Source organism: Apibacter sp. ESL0404, assembly GCF_019469245.1.
Classification (GTDB): domain Bacteria; phylum Bacteroidota; class Bacteroidia; order Flavobacteriales; family Weeksellaceae; genus Apibacter.
In genome coordinates this window covers 297,243-316,206 of sequence record NZ_CP048267.1, presented here as the reverse complement: position 1 = coordinate 316,206, position 18,964 = coordinate 297,243, and the positions used below count along the sequence as shown (strand labels likewise).

Sequence of the window (18,964 nt, the reverse complement as noted above, 5' to 3'; positions counted from 1 at the left end):
CTAAACAATAAGAATAAAGACTATGAATACTAATATTTCAGGAAGTGAGGCTTTAATACAATCCTTACTTAAAGAAGGGGTAGATACCATATTCGGATATCCGGGAGGCGCTATTATGCCGGTATTCGATGCTTTATACGATTATAAAGATAAAATCAATCATATTCTTGTACGTCATGAACAGGCGGCGGCGCATGCTGCACAAGGCTATGCCCGTGCAAAAGGCAAACCCGGAATCGTTTTGGTAACTTCCGGTCCGGGTGCCACTAACACAGTAACCGGGATAGCAGATGCCATGATTGACAGTACTCCCCTGGTAGTAATTTCGGGACAAGTATTTTCCGGTTTACTGGGAAGTGATGCTTTTCAAGAAGCTGATGTAGTAGGAATAACTAAGCCGATCAGCAAATGGACGTATCAGATACGAAATGCAGAAGATATTCCCTGGGCTGTAGCCAGAGCTTTTTATATAGCCAGTAATGGTCGTAAAGGTCCGGTAGTTTTAGACATAACCAAAGATGCTTTGCAAGGACAAATCGAATATGCCCCTGCAAAAATCAATTTTATAAGAAGTTATCAACCCATTCCGGATTTAAAACCGGAAGAAATCCGTGAAGCAGCCAAACTTATCAATGAAGCTAAAAAACCGTTGGCGTTAATCGGTCAAGGAGTTATTTTAAGCGGAGCGGAAGAAGAACTTAAAAAGTTTTTGGAAAAAGCTGATATTCCCGCCGCATCCACGATGTTAGGTTTATCAGCCATTCCTACTGACCACCCTTTAAATGTGGGACTTTTAGGTATGCATGGTAATGTAGCCCCAAATGTGAAAACTAATGAATGTGATGTTTTAATAGCTATAGGTATGCGATTTGATGATCGGGTAACCGGTGATTTAAAAACGTATGCTAAACAGGCAAAAATTATTCATTTTGATATTGATCCTTCCGAAATTGATAAAAACGTAAAAACTCATGTAAAAGTTTTAGGGGATGCTAAAGCAACTTTAGCTGAGGTAACCCAATTAGTAAACGAAAATAAACACACCGAATGGTTAGACAGTTTTAAAGAATATTACGAGAAAGAATACGATGCTGTAATTGAAAAAGAATTGTATCCTGAATTTGGGAGCTTAAAAATGGGAGAAGTCGTAAGAAAAGTATCTGAAGCCACCCATCATGAAGGTATTTTAGTTACCGATGTTGGACAAAACCAAATGATGGGCGTTCGGTATTTTAAATATAAACAAAGCCGAAGTGTTATAACTTCCGGCGGACTTGGTACTATGGGATTTGGTTTGCCGGCTGCCATTGGTGCAAAAATTGGTGCTCCTGATCGAACCGTTTGTTTATTTGTGGGCGATGGCGGAATTCAAATGACGATTCAAGAATTGGGAACGATCATGCAATATGACATTGATGTAAAAATTATCATATTAAACAACCATTTTCTAGGTATGGTGCGTCAATGGCAAGAATTGTTTTTTGACAAAAGATATTCTGAAACTCTTATGAAAAATCCAAATTTTGAAGCTATTGCTAAGGCCTACAATATTAAATCTAAAACCATAAGCAAAAGAGAAGAGTTGGATCAGGCAATTGAAGAAATGATTAATCATAAGGGATCTTACTTGTTAGATGTTCAGGTTGAAATTCAGGGTATGGTATATCCGATGATTCCGGCCGGTTCGTGTGTAACTAACATTTTATTAGGAGAAACTAACCAAATATAAATCTATGTTATGGAAACTATTGAAACTCAATTTAACTCTGTCGCCCAACAATACGATAAACAGCGAAGAAAATTAATTCCCTGTTTTCAAGATTTTTATAAAATAGCGGTTGAAAATATAAACCTTACATCATCTTCTCCTAAAATTTTAGATTTAGGGGCCGGTACCGGATTATTATCCGAATTTGTTCTTCAAAAATATCCAAATGCTCAAATTACTTTGGTTGATCTGTCAGAAAAAATGTTAGAAGTTGCTAAAAATAGGTTTGAAACTAATACTTCTATCCATATAATTCGACAAGATTTTACCACTTATACATCGACACAACCATTTGATGCCGTCGTGTCCTCATTGGCTATTCATCACTTGGAAGACTCGGATAAAATTAAACTATATAATTCCATTTTTTCTTATCTTAAAGAGGAGGGAACATTTATAAATGCAGAGCAAGTTTGCGGTGAAGATGATTATTTTTCAAAATTTTATGATACTCGTTGGAGATATCAAATTGAAAACAGCGGACTTACCGCTGATGAAATTAATGCTTCGTATGAAAGAATTAAATTAGACAAAAGAAGTCCCATACTTGCCCAATTAAAATGGCTGAAAGATGCGGGTTTTAAACATGTTGATTGTCTTTATAAATATTATGACTTTGCTGTTTTATATGCTAAAAAGTAGAAATAACCATGAAAAATAAAACGTTATATACTGTAACTATATTTTCTGAAAACACTGTAGGACTTTTAGGTCAAGTAACCAGTGTTTTTACCAGAAGATTTTTAAACATTGAAACTTTATCGGTATCACCGTCAGCTATTGAAGGCATACATAAATTTACCATTACGGTACTTTGTGATAAAGAAATGATTGAAAAAGTAGTAAAACAAATCGACAAATGCGTGGATGTGTTGAAATCTTACTATAATACCGACGATGAATTAATTCATCAGGAAATTGCTTTGTATAAATTACCCACTCCTGAATTTTTAAAAATTGGTTCGGTGGAAAATTTAATTAGAAAATATAATGCTCAGATACTTGAAATTAACGAGATTTGTGTTGTCATTCAAAAAACAGGGCATTACACCGATACGCAAGCTTTGTTTCAAGAATTGAGTGAAAATATAAAAGTATTGCAATTTATTCGTTCTGGAAGAATAGCTGTAAATACTTCAAAAATAGAACGCTTAAGTGATATGTTAAGTGAATTAAAAATAAAAGAATCTTTAATAAAAAATTAAAAATACTAACAAGATGGCACAAATGAATTTTGGTGGAGTAATTGAAAATGTAATTACTCGTGATGAGTTTCCTTTAGAAAAAGCTAGGGAAACATTAAAAGATGAAACCATTGCTGTTATTGGATATGGAGTACAAGGTCCCGGACAAGCATTAAATTTAAGAGATAACGGCTTCAATGTAATCGTTGGACAACGTAAAGGAGGTAAAACTTGGGATAAGGCTATTGCTGACGGTTGGGTTCCGGGTGAAACTTTATTTGATATAGAAGAAGCAGCATCAAAAGGAACAATTATTCAATATTTATTGTCAGATGCCGCACAAATTGAGGTTTGGCCTAAATTAAAACCTCATTTAACTGCCGGTAAAGCTTTATATTTTTCTCATGGTTTCGGTATTACTTTTAACGACCGCACCGGAATTATACCTCCTAAAGATATTGATGTAATTTTAGTTGCACCTAAAGGATCAGGAACCAGCCTTAGACGTATGTTCTTAGAAGGAAGAGGGTTAAACTCCAGTTATGCAATTTTCCAGGATGCTACCGGTAAAGCTAAAGACAGAACTATCGCTTTAGGTATTGGTGTTGGCTCCGGATATTTATTTGAAACTGACTTTAAACGTGAAGTTTATTCTGATCTAACAGGGGAAAGAGGTACTTTAATGGGTGCTATTCAAGGAATTTTATTAGCTCAATATGAAGTGTTACGTGAAAACGGACATACTCCATCTGAAGCTTTCAATGAAACAGTAGAAGAACTTACACAATCTTTAATGCCTCTTTTTGCTGAAAAAGGTATGGACTGGATGTATGCAAACTGTTCTACTACTGCACAAAGAGGTGCATTAGACTGGATGACCCCTTTTCATGATGCCACTAAACCTGTATTTGCTAAGTTATATGCAGAAGTAGCTTCAGGAAATGAAGCACAAAGATCAATCGATACCAACTCTAAGCCTGACTATCGCGAAAAATTGGAAGAAGAACTTAAGGCTCTTCGTGAAAGTGAAATGTGGAAGGCCGGAGCTGTTGTTAGAGAATTACGACCGGAAAATAATTAATTAGTATTATATAAAAAAAGGAATATGCAAAATACATATTCCTTTTTTTATATTTACAAATTAAAATTACATTTAAATGTTTATAATTACTAAAAAATCTACTCTTCTAAATTCATCCGTATTAATTTTTCTTTTACTATCTCCCCTTTTCACAACATTATTTTTATCAAATCTATTATTTATATGTAAAATCAGCCTCTCTGGATTTACAATACTTTTTTCGTTTATATTATCTTATTTCATCCTTTTTTTCTTAACAAGAAAAACTCATTGGTACGAATGGTTTTTAACTCTTTTATTTTACCTTATATCATATTCACTTAGTATATTTTTCTATGATCTATCTGCCGATGGTCAATGGTATCATTTAGAAAGTATTATAAATCTAAAGAATGGATGGAATCCAATCTATGAAATATCAAAAACTAATGTTGCACAAATATATGTTCAATCCTATCCAAAAGGATATGAAATTATAGCCGCCTCTATTTACTCTTTTACTCAAAAAGTAGAATCAGGAAAGCTTATCAATATAATTGTTCTGATAGCTTCTCTAATATATGTTTTTAAATTGCTTAAACAAACTCAGTTAAGCAAGTTGAAAAGATATCTATATACGTTTCTTATATGTATAAATCCAATAGTAGTTACTGAACTATTTACCCATTATTTAGACGGTTTCATGTATTCTTGCTTAATCATACTAATTTGTTCTTTTAGTTGCCTATTGAAAAGATATAACAAAATTGATGTAGCGACTTTTATATTTACATTATCAATTTTCTCATCACTGAAATTCACTTCTATTTTATTAGTTTTTATATTTGTATTATTTTCTTTTATATATTTATGGAAAGATCATAAATTTAAATTTAAGTACCTATTTCCATTTTTAATATCCGGAATAATCATCTTTCCAATAACCAATATAAATCCCTATTTCACCAATTTAAAAAATAATCATCACGTTTTTCATCCCGCATTTGGTAAAGAAAAAATAGAAAACTTACTATCCTCTCATGTAAATTATGATTTTTACAAAAAAAACAGAATTGAAAAAGCCTTTATATCATATTTTTCTTATACCGGTGGCAGCAAAAAAACAACAAATTTAAAAATACCTTTTTCATTAAAACTATCCGAAATTAAAGTTCTTAGTGATGTAACCATTACTTATGGGGGATTTGGACCTTTCTTTGGAGGAATTGTTATTCTATCGACCCTTCTTTTCATTATTTCTTTTTTTATTCCTTCTAAAGCTCCTTCAGGATTGTACTATTTAATTTTAGGGGTTATTGCAAGTATTTTATCATTTCCAGATTTTTGGTTTGCTAGAATGGTTCCGCAACTTTATTTATGCCCAGTTTTAATTCTTTTAATAATGGAATATAAATCAATAAATTCTAAATATCTAAAATTCGGAACTCTTATAACTCTATTAATTATTAGCATTAATACGTTAATGTTCATCATAATTTCGCTTACCTTAAATTTTTATCTTAGTCTAAATACCCATTATCAAATTTCTCAAATGAAAAAGCTTGAGAACAAATCCCCTATTCTTATCGATTATTTTTTTAAATCAAACGTAACTAGATTGGAAGAAAATAATATTACTTATAAAGTGACCGAGATTCCTTATTCAGAAGATGATAAAAATCTACAATTCTTTGGAGCTAAAGGAAAAAATACGACCCGATTTATAGCTGAATTTAATGAAAAAGATAAAAGTAATTTATTACGATATTTAGATAATCAATATAATAAGATTTTCAATTACTATCAATCTTATAAAAAAATTAAGTGAAATTTAAGTTTCAATTCTCTATAATATATATTTTTTCTTTGTTACTTTTGCGTAGAAAAATATAGAAAATGTCAGAAATCAGAGTTCGATTTGCACCTAGTCCTACCGGATATTTACATATTGGAGGAGTAAGAACCGCTTTATATAATTATCTCTTTGCAAAAAAAAATAAGGGAAAATTTATCTTGCGCATTGAAGATACCGATCAAAACCGCTATGTTGAAGATGCCGAAAAATACATAAGTGAATCGTTGAAATGGTGTGGCTTAGAATTGGATGAAAGTCCGGAAAAAGGAGGACCCTATGCTCCATATAAACAATCTGAAAGAAAAGACATCTATAAAAAATATATCGAAGAAATACTTAAAACAGATTTCGCATATCTGGCTTTTGACACGCCAGAAGAATTAGAAAAGTTACGAAAAGAGTATGAAGAACAAGGTAAAGTATTTTCTTACAACCATGAAGTCAGAAATCAACTCAATAACAGCCTCTCTCTATCGCCCGATGAAGTTCAAAAAAAATTAAACGAGGGAGTTCCTTATGTGATCCGATTTAAAATCCCACCACACAGAACTTTGGTTTTAAAAGATATTATTCGAGGCAACTTTTCCATAGATACATCTATTTTAGATGATAAAGTTTTAGTTAAGACTGACGGAATGCCTACCTATCATTTTGCCAATATTGTAGATGACCATACCATGAAAATTACCCATGTGATAAGAGGAGAGGAATGGCTTCCTTCCCTGGCCTTACATGTATTGCTCTATGAAGCATTGGGATGGAAATCACCGGAATTTGCCCATTTGCCTTTGATTTTAAAACCGGAAGGTAAGGGTAAATTGAGCAAACGAGATGGAGATAAATACGGATTTCCTGTATTTCCTCTTGCTTGGAAAAATGAAAAAGAAGGTACTTCTTCCATAGGATACAGAGAAGAGGGTTATCTACCTGAAGCTTTTATAAATATGTTGGCATTATTAGGATGGTCACCTTCCGATGACAAGGAAATACTATCTCTAAACGAAATGATTCAAGAGTTTGAATTGGAGAAAGTCCATAAAGCAGGAGCTCGTTTCAATCCTGATAAAGCAAAATGGTTTAATCATGAATATATTATAAAATCCAAAGCCTCTGACTTACTCCCTGAATTTAAAAAAATTTTGAAAGAAAAAGGTATTAAGACAGATGATACTAAAGATATTCGAATCATCGAACTATTAAAAGAAAGAGTTAATTTTGTAAAAGAAATATGGGAAGTAGGTTCTTTTTTCTGGATTACGCCTTCAACTTATCAAGAAAAAAGTTATAAAAAGGTTGTTAAAGACGATACAAAAGCAATACTTACTCAATTAATTTCTAATCTGGAGTCTGTTTCATTCACCGAAAAAGAATTACATGACAAGATTCATGAATTTGTGGAAAACTCAGGATTGGGATTTGGAAAAGTAATGCAACCCTTACGTTTAGCTCTAGTTGGTGATCTTAAAGGACCGGATATTCCGGTTATTATGGAAATAATAGGAAAAACAGAAAGCTTACAACGTTTAAAAAATTTAGAATCAAAAATTTAAAAATAATAGGTCATGAAAATCGCATTAGCTTCAGATCATGCAGGATTTGAATATAAAAATTATATATTTAAATATCTCACTGAAAAAGGAAATCAGGTACATGACTTTGGAACCTATTCGGGAGAAAGTGTAGACTATCCGGATTTTGTACATCCTTTAGCTATTGCAGTTGAGAAAAATGAATTTGATTTCGGCATACTTTTCTGCGGCAGTGGCGAAGGGGTATCCATAACCGCAAATAAACATTCCGGAATACGTTGTGCTCTATGTTGGCAAACAGATATTGCTCGTTTAGCCAGACAACATAATAATGCAAATGTGCTTTCCATTCCTGCGCGTTTTATTGCCAAAGAATTAGCTCAGGATATAATTGATACTTTTTTATCCACTCAATTTGAAGGGGGAAGACATCAAATGCGTGTAGATAAGATATCCAAATGGTAAAGCGAATTTTATAAATATGACAAAATTTCATAAATAATTTTTGGAATAGATATTGACTTTTTATGTAATACAAAATATTGTATATTTGAAATAATAAATAATTAAGCAAATGGATTATAAAGATTACGGAAACACACTTGAACCATCGTTTCAAAAAAATGCCATAGCTAAACAGCAAGCTACATTTATATCTAAAGTATATATGTGGATGAGCTTGGCTTTATTTATAAGTGGTTTTACTGCTTATTTTACAGCTAATTCTCCTGGATTATTAAGCTTAATGTTTGGTACTACCGGCCCTACTTTCTTATATTATGCTTTAATTTTAGGCGAATTAGGATTAGTATTTGCTTTAAGCGGAGCAATCCATAAAATGACTTTAGGATTAGCATCGGCAGTCTTTTTGTTTTATTCTTTTTTAAACGGAATGACTTTGGCTATGATTTTCTTGGCTTATACCTTGCCATCTATAGCTACCACATTTTTTATTACTGCCGGTACATTTGCTATAATGAGTTTATATGGTTATTTTACCAAAACAGATCTTACAAAATTTGGAAGAATTCTATCCATGGCTTTACTAGGTGTACTATTAGCCATAGTTGTCAATATTTTCTTAAATAACTCCATGTTGGATTTAATTATTTCAGTGGTTGGAGTTTTAATATTTGTGGGATTAATTGCTTATGATACTCAAACTCTGAAAAATATAGGATCACAAATAAACTCTGAAGATGGAGAAAGTTATTCTAAAATAGCGATTCAAGGTGCCTTGTCTCTCTATTTAGATTTTATTAACCTTTTCTTATTTTTACTTAGATTTCTTGGTTCAAGAAGATAAATTTACTTTTTGAAAACGTTAAAATATTTTATAGGTGAATAAAGTTTTTATTCACCTATTTATATATAATAAAATACCATTATTAAAACAAAATATAAATCTAATAGAAACTATAAAATTTGTAATTTTAAATTTATTTATAAATAAATATGGAGAACAATCCACAAGATAATAAAAATAATAAAAAAAAGCCCTTATTAAAAACAATCCTTGGTTTAGTTTTATTTAGCTTTTCCATCATCTTATTTATTTCATTCCTCTCATTTTACTTTAATTGGAAAGAAGATCAAAGCCAATTAACTTCTTATCTAAATAAAAATGTTACAGCGCAAAATATAATCGGTAAAACGGGCGCTTACTTAGGGGAAATATTTATTTTTGACGGTGTAGGAATTATTGCATTTTTTATTCCGTTCTTCTTATTTATTTTATCTTTTAAAGTATTATTTAATAAAGAAATTCTAAAAATTTGGAAACTCCTCTCTCATGGAATTTTCTTTATTATTTGGACCCCTATATTTCTAGCTATGATTTTCGGATCTAAATGGTTGCTTTCCGGTTTGATAGGCTATGAAGTATATGATTATTTAAAATCATTATTGGGCAGTGTGGGTACAGGTATTATATTGTTACTGACCTTGTCAATATATTTTATCCTTGAATTTAATTTGAGCGTGGATCATGTAAAATCTAAATTGCATTCAACACCTTCTTTCAAACCGTCTAAAAAAGAAAAAGAAGAGGATGTTTTAAAAGAACCTTTTGAAGAAGACCAAATTTATGAGAAAATAAAAGATCCTAAAACCGTTCAATCTGAGACTGTTATCGCAAAAGTTCCAACAAAAAATGAAATTCAAGAAGAAAATTTAACAGGTACACAACAAGCCGAATCACTAATAGAAGAGGAAAGTAATCCTATAAATTTATCCAATACCAATATTCTGATAGAAGAATCTTCCCATCCTGACACAACCACTCATTCTACAGAATTAGAAATTGATATTCCTACTACTGAAGAAACGGTTGAAGATGATATTTCTCTGACTATAGAAGAAACTAAAAAAGAAGAAATTTTATCTGAAAATGAGCCTAATAAAAATATTTATGATCAATTCGGACCTTATGATCCTAAATTAGATTTACCTAAATATAAATACCCTACTCTTGATCTTTTAACTAATTATAATACGAATAATAATATAACAATAAACAGTGAAGAGTTAGAAGAAAATAAAAATAAAATTGTAACAACTCTTGCAAATTATGGCATTGGAATTTCAAGTATCAAAGCAACCGTCGGCCCAACAGTAACTTTATATGAAATTATTCCTGAAGCAGGTATCCGTATTTCCAAAATTAAAAATTTGGAAGATGATATAGCCCTTAGTCTTGCAGCTTTAGGAATTCGTATTATTGCTCCGATACCCGGAAAAGGAACTATTGGTATTGAAGTACCCAATAGCTCCGCAACGATGGTTTCCATGCGTTCGGTTATCGCTTCTCAAAAATTTCAAAAAATCGATATGGAATTACCTATTGTTTTTGGAAAAACCATATCTAATGAAACTTTCGTTACAGATTTAGCTAAAATGCCTCACATGCTCATGGCCGGGGCTACAGGACAGGGAAAATCGGTGGGATTAAACGCCATTATAACCTCTCTGTTATACAAAAAACATCCTAGTGAATTAAAATTCGTATTTGTAGACCCTAAAAAGGTGGAACTTACCTTATACAACAAAATTGAACGTCATTTTCTTGCAAAATTACCGGATACAGATGAAGCCATTATTACCGATACGACTAAAGTAATTAATACTTTGAATTCACTTTGTGTGGAAATGGATAATCGTTACAAGCTTCTCCAATCAGCTTATGTAAGAACCATCAAAGAATATAATCAAAAATTTAAGGAACGTAAATTAAATCCTGAAAAAGGTCATCGATTCTTGCCGTATATTGTTTTGGTTATTGATGAATTTGCTGATTTAATTATGACCGCCGGAAAAGAAGTAGAGCTTCCTATCGCCAGACTAGCTCAGTTGGCCAGAGCCATAGGAATTCATCTTATTATAGCTACACAAAGGCCTTCCGTCAATGTTATTACCGGAATGATTAAAGCCAACTTCCCCGCTCGTGTTGCATTCCGCGTAACTTCTAAAATAGATTCAAGGACAATTTTAGATGGAAATGGTGCCGATCAATTAATCGGTAAAGGAGATATGTTGTTTACCACCGGTAATGAACTGATACGTATGCAATGTGCCTTTGTTGATACACCCGAAGTTGATAAAATAACAGAATATATTGGTTCTCAACAAGGATATCCGGATGCTTATTTATTGCCGGAATTTTATGAAGAAAATTCAAGTGTAAGTTCAAACGATGCGGTTGAAGCAAAAAGAGATGAGCTTTTTAATGATGCTGCTCGAGTAATTGTAACCGCTCAACAAGGATCCACCTCTTTGATTCAACGTAAATTATCATTGGGTTATAATAGAGCCGGAAGAATTATGGACCAACTTGAAGCGTTCGGCATTGTTGGGGCTTTCGAAGGAAGTAAGGCACGTAAAGTTTTGGTTTCTGACCTGGTTAGTTTGGAACAATTATTGGAAAATTTAAACCCCTAAAAAAACATTACCTAATAATATGAAAAAGATATTTGCATTCTTATTTATTTGTTCTTCATTTTTAATATGGGCTCAAAAAATTGATCCGGAAGCAAAAAGACTTTTAGATACAGCTAGTGCGAAACTCAGCCAAAATTCAACATTTTACGTAAAATTCAATTATTTATATTCTATACCCGGACATAAAAGTATATCTGAAATTGGACAGGTTTATGCCGCTAAAGAAAAGTATCATTTAATTCTGCCCAGTATTACCCAAATTTATGACGGAAATAAGATTTACTCTATTTCCAAGGAAGATAAAGAAATCACTTCTTCTGACAAAGAAGACGGTGAAAGCCTATCTCCTACCAATATTTTAAGTCTTTATAAAAGCGGTTTTAATATTACTTTTGAAGGAAATACAACTATTAATAATGTTAAATGTTCCGTTATTAAATTGGTTCCTATTGATATCAAAAAATCAAAATCTATACTTCTTGCTCTTTCTAATAATAAGATATTAAGAGTATCTGAAAATTATAATGACGGAAGTTCTTTAATTTTAATGATTATTGATTTTAAAGAAAATTTAATTGTAAATAAATCTTTACTTACATTTGATAAAAATAACTATAAAGATTACACACTAACAGAGTTATAAAAGATGATTAAAAAGTTAGACTGGTATATTATCCGCACTTTTTTTGGTCCTTTTTTATTTATATTTAGCGTTTTAATGTTCATATTTGTAGTTCAGTTTGCCTTTAACCAAATGGATAAATTTTTAGGTAAAGGACTGAACTTATGGGACATATCTAAATTATTGTATTATCTGGGCTTGGATGTGATTCGTCTCGTTTTACCTTTAACTATCTTGTTGTCATCAATTATGACATTTGGTGGTTTCGGAGAGCGTTATGAACTAGCTGCAATGAAATCAGCTGGAATTTCATTAGCCCGAATAATGTATCCTCTTTTTAGTCTTGTAGTCTTACTGGCCATCTGGTTATTTTATTTCTGTAACACCACACTTCCCGAAAACCAACGAAGAGCGCGAAATATGCTCATCAATATTGCACAAACAAGACCTGCGCTGAATTTTGAAGAAGGACGATTTATTAAGGAAATGAATCCTTTAAGCATTAAAATTGGCAGGAAAAGTGGTAAAAATGATAGTGAATGGGATCAAGTATTTATTCATAAAAATGCATCCCCTTTTGAAGATCAACAAACCATTATAGCAGATAAAGGAAATATAATTTCCAAAGATAACCATTACTTAAAAATTGAACTATATAACGGATATATATATCAAGATAACATTAAAGGTAAAAATCTAAATGAACTAAAAAAGCAACCGGGTAATTCCATTAAGTTTGACACCTTAACTCAATATTACGATATTTCGGATATAATTAAAAAGTCACTAGATAAACAATCCGAAGGGGATAATTTTAGATATAAATCAGTATCGGAATTAAGCACTTATATAGATTCCATCAAGACTTCCAATACTGTGTACTTTAAAGGGCTTGGAGAAAATGGCATGAAACTTTTGTTAGGAGAAACGAACTCGTTGGATTCCCTAGATTATAGTCATTATAATGAAGATTTTCCGTTTGAATGGTCCAACTTAGATGAAAACACTAAATATAATTTAGTTAAAGCCGCCATAAATCAGGTTACTCTTTCAAAGTATGAATTAGGTTCAAAAGCCACCGAAATGAAAGCGGTTGAAAAATTTATAGCTAAAATGATTTTATGGCAGCAAAAAAATATCATTTCATATTCTGTTACCTGTATTGTATTTTTCTTAATAGGAGCTCCGCTGGGATCAATCATTAGAAAAGGAGGTGTCGGTTTGCCTGTTGTTGTAGCCATAATAATATTTATCATTTTTTATATTTTAGGGCTTTATATGGAAAATTTGGCGAAAAATCAGGTAATCAACGCCTATTGGGCTTCTTGGATTCCAAATGCAATATTTCTACCTGTTGGAATTTTTCTAACTATAAAATCCATGAGAGATTCTGAACTATTTGACGTGGATAATTATTTAAAACCTTTTAAAAGATTTATTAGTAAATTTATCAAACAAAAAAAATTAGAACACAGTAGATACCAATGATTATTACAGACTTAAAAATGAATACCATATCAGAAGCTCTTGAAGAATTAAGACAGGGAAAGGTAATTATAGTTGTTGATGATGAAGATCGTGAAAACGAGGGTGATTTTGTTGCTGCAGCATCAACTATGACACCTGAAACTATAAATTTTATGACTAAGTACGGAAGGGGTTTGATTTGCACGCCTTTAACTCAAAAAAGAGCTGAAGAACTGGACTTGGAATACATGGTCGGAAAAAATACTGATCCTAAGCAAACGGCTTTCACTGTTTCAGTAGATTTACTTGGACATGGGATTACTACAGGTATTTCCGCTTCTGATCGATCCAAAACCGTTAAAGCTCTTGTCGATGAAAATATCAAGCCAAGTGATTTTGCACGTCCGGGTCATATTTTTCCTTTAGTTGCAAAAAAAGGAGGAGTACTTAAAAGAGACGGACATACTGAAGCTACAGTCGATTTATTACAATTAGCGGGACTTCCTTCTACCGGAGTTTTAGTTGAAATCATGAATGAAGATGGAACAATGGCTCGTTTACCTCAATTAATGGAAGTTGCTATGAAATTTGATTTAAAAATTATAACTATTAAAGACTTAATTTCATATCGACTTAAAAATGATTCTTTGATTGAAAAAATCGACGATGAAATAATTAAAACCCATTATGGTGAATTACGATTTGTAACGTATAAAGATAAAACCAACGATCAAATTCATTTTGCTTTAGTGAAAGGAGAAATTAATGAAGATGAAATCATACCTGTAAAAGTTTGTGCTAACAATATATATTTGGATCTTTTCAAAACCCTTGCTCAAGGAGAAGAAACCATTGTAAATAAAGCTATTAATTTTATTAATGAAAATGGAAAAGGAGTAATTATTTTTATAAACAATCCTTCCAATACAGAGGTAATTGAAAATCATCTGAGCGAACTCAAAAAATACATATCGGGAGAAATAGCTGATTTTGGCATACAATCCGACGAAAGGGATTTAGGAATCGGTGCACAAATAATTAAAAATTTAGGAATTAAAAATATCAATGTCTTAACAACCAATCCTAACAAAAATTTCCCTCTAAGTAGTGGATATGGAATTAAGATTGTAAATGAAATTAAAATTTAAATTTCATTCTCATAAATTATAAATAAAGAAGCTATATAGTAGCTTCTTTATTTAACCAAGTATTGAATTATAAAATGATATTTTGGATCTGAATCGGTAATGACACGTAAAGGATCTTTCTTCTTATTTCTTGCTTCTATAATTTTATTTTTATACTTCCTTAAATAAATATGCTTGTGTAAATCTTCTTCTGAGGCTGTTTGTAAATTTATTTTAAGAACTTGGGATGGATCTAAAACGAAAGAATTAAAAATTTTTGAAACCATTTCAGAAGTTATATCATATACATCTTTAATTTGTTCCATCGACACAAAACCACCTAAACCTTTTCTAAAACTCAATATTCTTTTAGTTATGATTTCATTTTCAATTACGGAATTTATATCGTTAAAAGATGCTGTATTAATATCCTTTTTTTCATTGGAAATTTGAAGTACTTTTATATTTGATGTGTTTTCAATATTTTGAGAAGGAAGCTTAATGTACGATTCCAATTCTTGATATTTTACAGTTGATATCACATAACATTTTTTTAAATCCTCTTTGGATTTGAATTTTCCACCGATAGAATTTTTATATCTTATAATGCTTTCCGCTTGTTTTTCTGAAAAACCTATACGCATCCAATCGTTTACATTATATGTATTCGGGTCGAATGTTAATAACCGATACTTTTTAACTTTACTAGAATTAGTAGTTGTTTCATTAAAGCCGTTCTCCGTTAATAACAAAAAAGGATATATTTTTGCATACATTTCCTCGGAAATTACGTAGCAAGATTTAAGCTGTTCTTTAGAAGTAAATTTACCTCCAAGCATAGCCTTATAATTAATGATTACCTCTGCTTGTTTTTTAGAAAAACCTAAACTCTGCCAGTCTTCTGTATTATAATCAGTTGGATTAAAAGGTTCTATAAATTTATCTTTTTTATCCTTTACCTTAAAATTCTGTTCATTAATTTCTTCAACAAATTGTAAAGGGGTAGCATTATTATTCTCAAAGATTGAAGAAATTAAAGCATTCCTATGAATTAATAATTCTAAAATACATATAATTATGAGCAACAAAAGAACACCTATTCGTTGCTCTTTTATCATTTTAAGGCGTAAATTCATAAAAGTTAATATAAATATATAATTACAAGAGCTTAATTTTTAAAATGTTACCATTTATTATGGTAACGTAAAAAAATTATATTTTTATATTAAAAAATAAAATTCTACTTCTTTTAAATCGCTGTAAAATAATAACCTAAAATTCAAAATAGTTCATAGTAAGTTAGCAATCCCTTTAAAATTGCGAACTCAATGGATACTTTACAAAACTATTATGTGAAAATTTAATTCAAAAATATTTAGCTATTTTTTCCTTTTTCTGCATAGCTCATATCATTAACCGATTCGATGATATATTTTCCATCTACAAATATAACTTTACATACTGAAGCGTTTTCCAAATCCTTAACAAATAATCTTTTACCTCCCAAATTATGGAGCATTAGAGTTATACTTAATCCGTGAGATACGATCAGAACGTTTTTATTTTCCTTATTCTTACTTTCGATCTGTACAATATCCGATAAAGCTTTATGCGTTCTTTTTTCAACGGTATTAAAATCTTCTGCCATTTTCATAGGATCTAAAATACTTATGGTATTGACCGCTTCTTTATAAGTAATTTCTTTATTCTTGTCAAAGATATCATTTAATAAATCCTGAGCATTAGTGTAATGAAGATATAAGGCAACATCCTTAAACATTTCCGTAGCTAAGGCAGTTTCATAGGCTCCAAAACAGATTTCTCTTAATTCAGGTTTTTCTGTAACCGGAAGTTCTTTTTGATCTGAATTCTTTAAAATTATATTGATAGTTTCTCTGGTTCTCCTTAAATCACTGCAAAAAGCTGAAGAAAATTTAACATCTTTCAATCCTTTACCCAAATTTTCTGCCACCTCAATCCCTTCTTTTGTTAACGGTGTATCACTCCAACCTTGAACTTTGTTTAATGTATTTAAAATTGTCTTACCATGACGTACTATGTAAAATGTAATCTTAGATCCCATATAAAAAATATTAGCATTTTAAATGCAAAATTAGAAAATTTTGTTTGTTATAAGTATAGAATAATCATTATAGTTCACTAGTATTTCATACTGTTGATTTAATTAAACTTAAAATTAAAAAACAAAATATATCTTAAAAATAATTATATTTAACCGTATAATTTTTAAAAAATTTTATTCGTATAAAAAAATAATTATTATTTTTGTTATGTTAATTTAGATTTTAAAAGTTAAAAATCTTAGTCATGTTATTACGCAATTTAACATTGCCGGTTAATAAAATTACCCTTTTATCTTACCCTATCTACTTCAGTAGGCAGGTTAGGCTTTGATTTTCAATTTTTCCAAAGCCGACACTTCCGTTTTTTATACAGTAATTTATCTACTACTGTTTTTTCAATTTATCCATTTACTATATTATTTATACATAAGATGAATATTACTATTGTTGTTGCAACAGAAGAACATTATCAATACGCTGAAGAAATATGCGAAACTATTTACCAATCGGCTATTGTAAGGGGTACAGGTATTGCTAAAAGAACACCTGAATACATCCAAAAAAAAATGGATCAAAGACAAGCTATTTTAGCTCTTGATAATGCAAAATTTGCAGGTTTTTGTTATATAGAAAAATGGCAGAACGGAGAATTTGTCGTCCATTCAGGATTAATTGTTCATCCTGACTACAGAGGAATAGGTTTAGCCAAAAAAATTAAACATTTTATTTTTGATTATACCCGCAAAAAATTTCCGGAAGCTAAAATTTTCGGTATAACTACCGGTTTGGCTGTAATGAAAATTAATTCGGAATTAGGATATAAGCCGGTACCCTTTTCTGAACTAACTGAAGATCCTGATTTTTGGAATGGCTGTAAAACGTGTACGAATTTTAATATTCTACAAAGTAAACAAAATAAAATGTGCTTATGTACCGGAATGTTATTCGATCCTAAAGATCAAAAAAAAGATAAGAATATCTCCCATAAAAATAGTTTCGATAAAAAGGTCATTACTCATCTCAATAAAATAAAAGAAGTATTTCACTTAAAATCTAAAAAGGATTGTAATAATTCCCAAATTAAAACCATCTAAAAAAATCTTGATTATGAAAAAAGCAGTTTTAGCATATAGTGGAGGACTAGATACTTCCTATTCTTTGGTTAAACTAACTAAAGAACACGATATGGAAGTACATACCGTTATAGTAAACAGCGGAGGATTTTCTGAAGAAGAATTAAAACAAATTGAAAAACGAGCATATGAGCTGGGTTCCAATCATCATATAACCATTGATATTACTGAAAAATTTTATAAAAATTGTTTACGCTTTCTCATTTATGGAAACATTTTAAAAAACAATACCTATCCCTTATCAGTTAGTGCAGAAAGAATATTTCAGTCACTGGCTATAGCGGAATACGCAAAAAAAATAAATGCAGAATATATAGTTCATGGAAGCACGGGAGCCGGTAATGATCAAATCCGATTTGATGTAGCCTTTGAAGTCATCTCCCCTAAATCAAAAATAATTACACCGATTCGTGATGAAAATATTTCTCGTCAAGAAGAAGTTGACTACTTACAAAAAAACGGAATAAACATGAATTGGGAAAAAGCAAAATATTCCATCAATAAAGGAATATGGGGAACTTCTGTAGGAGGTGTTGAAACACTTTCCTCTGATCTCCCTTTGCCGGACAAGGCTTTCCCTACTCCCCTCTCTGAAACCAACTCTTCCATAATTGAACTTGAATTTTCTAAAGGAGAACCTATCGGATTAAATGGAGAAAAAATGAATCCGGTGGCATTAATTCAAAAACTGAATGAAATAGGAGGAAAATACGCCATTGGACGAGATATACATGTAGGAGATACCATTTTAGGAATTAAAGGAAGAGTAGGTTTTGAAGCTCCTGCTCCTATGTTACTGATTAAAGCACATCATCTGCTGGAAAAACATACCCTATCCCGTTGGCAACTCTTACATAAAGATTCATTGGCCAATTGGTACGGTACTTTATTGCATGAAGCGCAATATTTGGACCCTGTAATGCGTGACATTGAAGCGTTTCTTACGTCCTCTCAAAAACGAGTTAGCGGCACCGTAAAGATTCAGTTGTATCCCTATTATTTCCGTATGATCGGTATAAAATCTCCTTATGATATGATGCAATCAAAAGTTGCTACTTACGGTGAAGAAAATGAAGCTTGGGATAGTAGAGATGCCCGAGGTTTCATTAAAATTTTTGGAAATCAATTAAAAATTCATCATAGTTTCAATGATTTAGAATAATTTACGAACTTTATCTTGAATTAAAGTAAATAAAAAT

General features: G+C 31.1%; 16 protein-coding genes. 14 read left to right on the top strand and 2 right to left on the bottom strand.

Annotation, left to right across the window (positions count from 1 at the left end; all coding sequences use genetic code 11):
* The first annotated feature begins 22 nt into the window (after window positions 1-22).
* The 12 genes from ilvB to ribB all read left to right on the top strand — a co-directional run bounded on the left by ilvB (window position 23) and on the right by ribB (window position 14,569).
* Window positions 23-1,729, top strand: coding sequence for a biosynthetic-type acetolactate synthase large subunit (ilvB, locus tag GYM72_RS01275; protein ID WP_220264431.1), 1,707 nt, complete (start codon window positions 23-25; stop codon window positions 1,727-1,729).
* 9 nt (window positions 1,730-1,738) lie between these two features.
* A complete protein-coding gene (locus GYM72_RS01270) occupies window positions 1,739-2,410 on the top strand; it encodes a class I SAM-dependent methyltransferase (protein ID WP_220264430.1) in 672 nt (223 codons plus the stop codon).
* An 8-nt stretch (window positions 2,411-2,418) separates the two neighbouring features.
* Window positions 2,419-2,973, top strand: coding sequence for an acetolactate synthase small subunit (gene ilvN / locus GYM72_RS01265; protein WP_105297163.1), 555 nt, complete (start codon window positions 2,419-2,421; stop codon window positions 2,971-2,973).
* Between the two features lie 13 nt (window positions 2,974-2,986).
* Window positions 2,987-4,033 carry a ketol-acid reductoisomerase gene (ilvC, locus tag GYM72_RS01260; protein WP_105297162.1) on the top strand — a complete coding sequence of 349 codons (1,047 nt, stop codon included), beginning with the start codon at window positions 2,987-2,989 and terminating at the stop codon, window positions 4,031-4,033.
* Window positions 4,034-4,109: 76 nt separating this feature from the next.
* Window positions 4,110-5,840 carry a hypothetical protein gene (locus GYM72_RS01255; RefSeq protein WP_220264429.1) on the top strand — a complete coding sequence of 577 codons (1,731 nt, stop codon included), beginning with the start codon at window positions 4,110-4,112 and terminating at the stop codon, window positions 5,838-5,840.
* A 68-nt stretch (window positions 5,841-5,908) separates the two neighbouring features.
* Complete coding sequence (gene gltX, locus GYM72_RS01250; RefSeq protein ID WP_220264428.1) at window positions 5,909-7,417, top strand: glutamate--tRNA ligase; 1,509 nt, start codon at window positions 5,909-5,911, stop codon at window positions 7,415-7,417.
* A 12-nt stretch (window positions 7,418-7,429) separates the two neighbouring features.
* Window positions 7,430-7,861: a ribose 5-phosphate isomerase B gene (gene rpiB / locus GYM72_RS01245; protein ID WP_105297159.1), complete on the top strand. Its 432-nt coding sequence runs from the start codon at window positions 7,430-7,432 to the stop codon at window positions 7,859-7,861.
* A 109-nt stretch (window positions 7,862-7,970) separates the two neighbouring features.
* Window positions 7,971-8,702, top strand: a complete 732-nt coding sequence (locus GYM72_RS01240) for a Bax inhibitor-1/YccA family protein (protein ID WP_220264427.1) — start codon at window positions 7,971-7,973, stop codon at window positions 8,700-8,702.
* Window positions 8,703-8,851: 149 nt separating this feature from the next.
* A complete protein-coding gene (locus GYM72_RS01235; protein ID WP_220264426.1) occupies window positions 8,852-11,332 on the top strand; it encodes a DNA translocase FtsK in 2,481 nt (826 codons plus the stop codon).
* A gap of 19 nt (window positions 11,333-11,351) precedes the next feature.
* Complete coding sequence (locus tag GYM72_RS01230) at window positions 11,352-11,975, top strand: hypothetical protein (RefSeq protein ID WP_220264425.1); 624 nt, start codon at window positions 11,352-11,354, stop codon at window positions 11,973-11,975.
* Between the two features lie 3 nt (window positions 11,976-11,978).
* Window positions 11,979-13,442 (top strand): LptF/LptG family permease, encoded by a 1,464-nt coding sequence (locus tag GYM72_RS01225; protein WP_160565977.1) that lies wholly within the window; start codon window positions 11,979-11,981, stop codon window positions 13,440-13,442.
* A gap of 2 nt (window positions 13,443-13,444) precedes the next feature.
* Window positions 13,445-14,569: a 3,4-dihydroxy-2-butanone-4-phosphate synthase gene (gene ribB / locus GYM72_RS01220; RefSeq protein ID WP_220264927.1), complete on the top strand. Its 1,125-nt coding sequence runs from the start codon at window positions 13,445-13,447 to the stop codon at window positions 14,567-14,569.
* Window positions 14,570-14,616: 47 nt separating this feature from the next.
* Here the strand turns inward: ribB and GYM72_RS01215 are convergent, their stop codons facing one another.
* The gene (locus GYM72_RS01215; RefSeq protein ID WP_220264424.1) at window positions 14,617-15,684 is read right to left on the bottom strand and encodes a helix-hairpin-helix domain-containing protein; all 1,068 of its coding nucleotides are present in this window, start codon (window positions 15,682-15,684) and stop codon (window positions 14,617-14,619) included.
* A 239-nt stretch (window positions 15,685-15,923) separates the two neighbouring features.
* Window positions 15,924-16,631, bottom strand: a complete 708-nt coding sequence (locus GYM72_RS01210; RefSeq protein ID WP_220264423.1) for a histidine phosphatase family protein — start codon at window positions 16,629-16,631, stop codon at window positions 15,924-15,926.
* 432 nt (window positions 16,632-17,063) lie between these two features.
* Between GYM72_RS01210 and GYM72_RS01205 the strand changes: the two genes are divergently transcribed.
* On the top strand, window positions 17,064-17,726 hold the full coding sequence (locus GYM72_RS01205; RefSeq protein ID WP_220264422.1) for a GNAT family N-acetyltransferase: 663 nt from the start codon (window positions 17,064-17,066) through the stop codon (window positions 17,724-17,726).
* Between the two features lie 13 nt (window positions 17,727-17,739).
* A complete protein-coding gene (gene argG / locus GYM72_RS01200; protein ID WP_220264421.1) occupies window positions 17,740-18,927 on the top strand; it encodes an argininosuccinate synthase in 1,188 nt (395 codons plus the stop codon).
* The last annotated feature ends 37 nt before the right edge of the window (window positions 18,928-18,964 follow it).

What these genes read in the sequence shown, in the direction of transcription:
- GYM72_RS01240 (WP_220264427.1), top strand. Translation starts at nt 7,971, where the DNA reads ATGGATTATAAAGATTACGGAAACACACTTGAACCATCGTTTCAAAAA.
- GYM72_RS01270 (WP_220264430.1), top strand. Translation starts at nt 1,739, where the DNA reads ATGGAAACTATTGAAACTCAATTTAACTCTGTCGCCCAACAATACGAT.
- ilvC (WP_105297162.1), top strand. Translation starts at nt 2,987, where the DNA reads ATGGCACAAATGAATTTTGGTGGAGTAATTGAAAATGTAATTACTCGT.
- GYM72_RS01255 (WP_220264429.1), top strand. Translation starts at nt 4,110, where the DNA reads ATGTTTATAATTACTAAAAAATCTACTCTTCTAAATTCATCCGTATTA.
- GYM72_RS01205 (WP_220264422.1), top strand. Translation starts at nt 17,064, where the DNA reads ATGAATATTACTATTGTTGTTGCAACAGAAGAACATTATCAATACGCT.
- gltX (WP_220264428.1), top strand. Translation starts at nt 5,909, where the DNA reads ATGTCAGAAATCAGAGTTCGATTTGCACCTAGTCCTACCGGATATTTA.
- GYM72_RS01235 (WP_220264426.1), top strand. Translation starts at nt 8,852, where the DNA reads ATGGAGAACAATCCACAAGATAATAAAAATAATAAAAAAAAGCCCTTA.
- rpiB (WP_105297159.1), top strand. Translation starts at nt 7,430, where the DNA reads ATGAAAATCGCATTAGCTTCAGATCATGCAGGATTTGAATATAAAAAT.
- GYM72_RS01210 (WP_220264423.1), bottom strand. Translation starts at nt 16,631, where the DNA reads ATGGGATCTAAGATTACATTTTACATAGTACGTCATGGTAAGACAATT.
- GYM72_RS01230 (WP_220264425.1), top strand. Translation starts at nt 11,352, where the DNA reads ATGAAAAAGATATTTGCATTCTTATTTATTTGTTCTTCATTTTTAATA.
- argG (WP_220264421.1), top strand. Translation starts at nt 17,740, where the DNA reads ATGAAAAAAGCAGTTTTAGCATATAGTGGAGGACTAGATACTTCCTAT.
- ilvN (WP_105297163.1), top strand. Translation starts at nt 2,419, where the DNA reads ATGAAAAATAAAACGTTATATACTGTAACTATATTTTCTGAAAACACT.
- GYM72_RS01225 (WP_160565977.1), top strand. Translation starts at nt 11,979, where the DNA reads ATGATTAAAAAGTTAGACTGGTATATTATCCGCACTTTTTTTGGTCCT.
- GYM72_RS01215 (WP_220264424.1), bottom strand. Translation starts at nt 15,684, where the DNA reads ATGAATTTACGCCTTAAAATGATAAAAGAGCAACGAATAGGTGTTCTT.
- ilvB (WP_220264431.1), top strand. Translation starts at nt 23, where the DNA reads ATGAATACTAATATTTCAGGAAGTGAGGCTTTAATACAATCCTTACTT.